This window comes from Agaribacillus sp. DX54 (assembly GCF_056858335.1).
Genome location: NZ_JBXEQE010000082.1, coordinates 1 through 3,522, shown reverse-complemented (window position 1 = coordinate 3,522; position 3,522 = coordinate 1). Strand labels below are relative to the sequence as shown.

Annotated in this window: 1 tRNA gene and 2 rRNA genes; all 3 read left to right on the top strand. The window is 47.0% G+C overall.

Features of this window, described 5'->3' with window-relative positions:
- Window positions 1-15: 15 nt before the first annotated feature.
- The 3 genes from AC04NP_RS30360 (at window position 16) to rrf (ending at window position 3,463) form a co-directional block, all read left to right on the top strand.
- Window positions 16-89 (top strand) — tRNA-Ala (locus tag AC04NP_RS30360).
- Window positions 90-382: 293 nt separating this feature from the next.
- A 23S ribosomal RNA gene (locus AC04NP_RS30355) occupies window positions 383-3,290 on the top strand.
- A 61-nt stretch (window positions 3,291-3,351) separates the two neighbouring features.
- Window positions 3,352-3,463: ribosomal RNA gene (gene rrf, locus AC04NP_RS30350) — 5S ribosomal RNA — on the top strand.
- Window positions 3,464-3,522: the final 59 nt, after the last annotated feature.

Here is a 3,522-nt window from a genome sequence, read left to right as displayed (position 1 = left end):
CCACACTAAATCCATGGGGGATTAGCTCAGCTGGCTAGAGCGCCTGCCTTGCACGCAGGAGGTCATCGGTTCGACTCCGATATCCTCCACATTTGGGGATTTAGTGTTAGCTAGCGTTGTCGTTGTATGGCTGAGGTATTTAGTTTGTTTAAGCGTATTTGATTTTAATGATTAATATTGTATGGCTTTAGTTGTACTTTATTGACGCCGCTGTACAGCTTGGATGTATTGACATTTAGGTTTGTTTGCTTAAAGGTGAACGTATGTATGGCCAAGAGTTCATTGACATGTTGAAAGAGAAACATTTAAGACACTAGGGAATATTTATATTTGATGTATTTTGTATCAGATATAAAACTCCTCGATAAACGACGCGTATTAGAAGAAAGTATTTAAGGGCGTATGGGGGATGCCTAGGCTCTCAGAGGCGAAGAAGGACGTGATAAGCTGCGAAAAGCCACGGGGATTGGCACACACGAATTGATCCGTGGATATCCGAATGGGACAACCCGTCTGGTTGAAGACCAGACATCCTGAATTATATTTGGGAGGCAAACCCGGGGAACTGAAACATCTAAGTACCCGGAGGAATAGAAAACAATAGTGATTTCGTTAGTAGTGGCGAGCGAACGCGAATTAGCCCAAACCATTTTAGTTACGGCTATTATGGGGTAGTAGGGATAGGGCTGTGTATATTATTAGATTTACTTGAATTAGCTGGGAAGTTAAGCCATAGCGGGTGAAAGCCCCTTAAAGGGATTTGAGATATACTACCTATTTTCCTGAGTAGGTCGGAGCCGGAGAAACTCTGACTGAATTAGCCGGCACCATCCGGTAAGGCTAAATACTCCTGAGAGACCGATAGTGAACGAGTACCGTGAGGGAAAGGTGAAAAGTACCCTGAATAAGGGGGTGAAAAAGTACCTGAAACCATACGCTTACAAGCGGTCGGAGTCCTGTTATAGGATGACGGCGTGCCTTTTGCATAATGAGCCTACGAGTTACCATTTATTGGCGAGGTTAAGTGATCATAGTCACGAATCCGGAGCGAAAGCGAGTCTGAACAGGGCGTTTAGTCATTAGTGGTAGACGCGAAACTTGGTGATCTACCCATGACCAGGGTGAAGTTCTGGTAACACAGCATGGAGGCCCGCACCAATAGACGTTGAAAAGTCTTTGGATGAGTTGTGGGTAGGGGTGAAAGGCCAATCAAACCAAGAAATAGCTCGTACTCCCCGAAATGCTTTTAGGAGCAGCGTGACATAATTTTTGATAGAGGTAGAGCTACCAATAGGACTAGGGGGAGTCATATCCTACCAACTCCTGATGAACTCCGAATGCTATCAAAAAAGTGTTGCAGTGAGGGTCAGGGTGCTAAGGTCCTGATCCGAGAGGGCAAGAACCCGGACCAGCAGCTAAGGTCCCAAAATATATGCTAAGTTGAGCAAAGGCGGTTCAGTTGCCTAGACAGCCAGGATGTTGGCTTGGAAGCAGCCATTCATTTAAAGAGTGCGTAACAGCTCACTGGTCGAGCGACCGAGCATCGATAATGATCGGGCATTAAGCATATTACCGAAGCTTTGGGGTATATATTCATATATATTGGTAGGGGAGCATTGTAATTGCGGAGAAGTAAATTGGTGACGATTTATGGAGCGATTAGAAAAGCAAATGTAGGCATAAGTAACGATAATGCGGGCGAGAAACCCGCACACCGAAAGACTAAGGTTTCCCCGGCAATGCTAATCAGCTGGGGGTTAGTCGGGTCCTAAGGCATACCCGAAAGGGGCAGTCGATGGCTAATCGGTTAATATTCCGATACTAACTATTCAAAGTGATGGGGCGACGGAGTAGTGAAAGCACTGCGTACAGACGGAATAGTACGTTAAACATCAAAGGTATAGTACTTGCAGGCAAATCCGCAGGTATTGCTGAAGGTGGATAGTACCACAATGCTTCGGCAGCGTGGATAATGTGCCTAATCAGACTTCCGAGAAAACCCTCTAAGCGTTAATTGACTAGTTACCCGTACCGTAAACCGACACAGGTAGTTGAGGAGAGTATCCTAAGGTGCTCGAGTGATTCATGGCTAAGGAACTAGGCAAAATGGCCCTGTAACTTCGGGAGAAGGGGCGCTTCCCCACGCGAGTGGGCAGCCACAGTAAAAAGGCCCAGGCGACTGTTTAACAAAAACACATGGCTTTGCGAAATTGAAAGATTAAGTATAAGGCCTGACACCTGCCCGGTGCCGGAAGGTTAAGGGGGGATGTTATCTATGTATATAGAGAAGCATTGAACTGAAGCCCCGGTAAACGGCGGCCGTAACTATAACGGTCCTAAGGTAGCGAAATTCCTTGTCGGGTAAGTTCCGACCTGCACGAATGGTGTAACGATCTGGGCACTGTCTCGGCCATGAGCTCGGTGAAATTGTAGTCGCGGTGAAGATGCCGCGTACCCGCAACGGGACGGAAAGACCCCATGAACCTTTACTACAGCTTAACATTGGTATTGGGTAATTGATGTGTAGGATAGGTGGGAGACTATGAAGATGCGTCGCTAGGCGTGTTAGAGTCGCTGTTGAAATACCACCCTTTACTTATCTGATACCTAATTTCCTATTAGGGGAGACATTGTTTGGTGGGTAGTTTGACTGGGGTGGTCGCCTCCAAAAGCGTAACGGAGGCTTTCAAAGGTACCCTCAGCACGATTGGTAACCGTGCATAGCGTGTAATAGCATAAGGGTGCTTGACTGTGAGACCTACAAGTCGATCAGGCAGGAAACTGGGATATAGTGATCCGGTGGTTCCTCATGGACGGGCCATCGCTCAAAGGATAAAAGGTACTCTGGGGATAACAGGCTGATCTCCCCCAAGAGCTCATATCTACGGGGAGGTTTGGCACCTCGATGTCGGCTCGTCACATCCTGGGGCTGGAGAAGGTCCCAAGGGTTGGGCTGTTCGCCCATTAAAGTGGCACGCGAGCTGGGTTCAGAACGTCGTGAGACAGTTCGGTCCCTATCTGTTGTGGGCGTAAGAAGCTTGCGAGGGTCTGACCTTAGTACGAGAGGACCGGGTTGGACAAACCTCTGGTGTATCAGTTGTGCCGCCAGGTGCATTGCTGAGTAGCTAAGTTTGGCAGGGATAAGCGCTGAAAGCATCTAAGTGCGAAACCCACCTCAAGATGAGGCTTCTATTTTAAGGGACGTTAAAGACGATGACGTAGATAGGTTGCAGGTGTACAGGCAGAGATGTCAAAGCTGAGCAATACTAATTACCCGTATGCTTTCCTGTTATTAGTTTGTTTACTTAAATGTTACTCTTTCACATTCATGTCAGAAGATATTGAAGGTCTTATGGTGATTATAGCGCCGGTGTCCACCTCTATCCATTCCGAACAGAGAAGTTAAGCCCGGTAGCGCTGATGGTACTGCTGTCACAGGTGGGAGAGTAAGTCATTGCCAGTCTTAATTGACTACAACAGGTAGTAGACCCTAACCTAAATGGTTAGGGTTTTTTGTTTTAT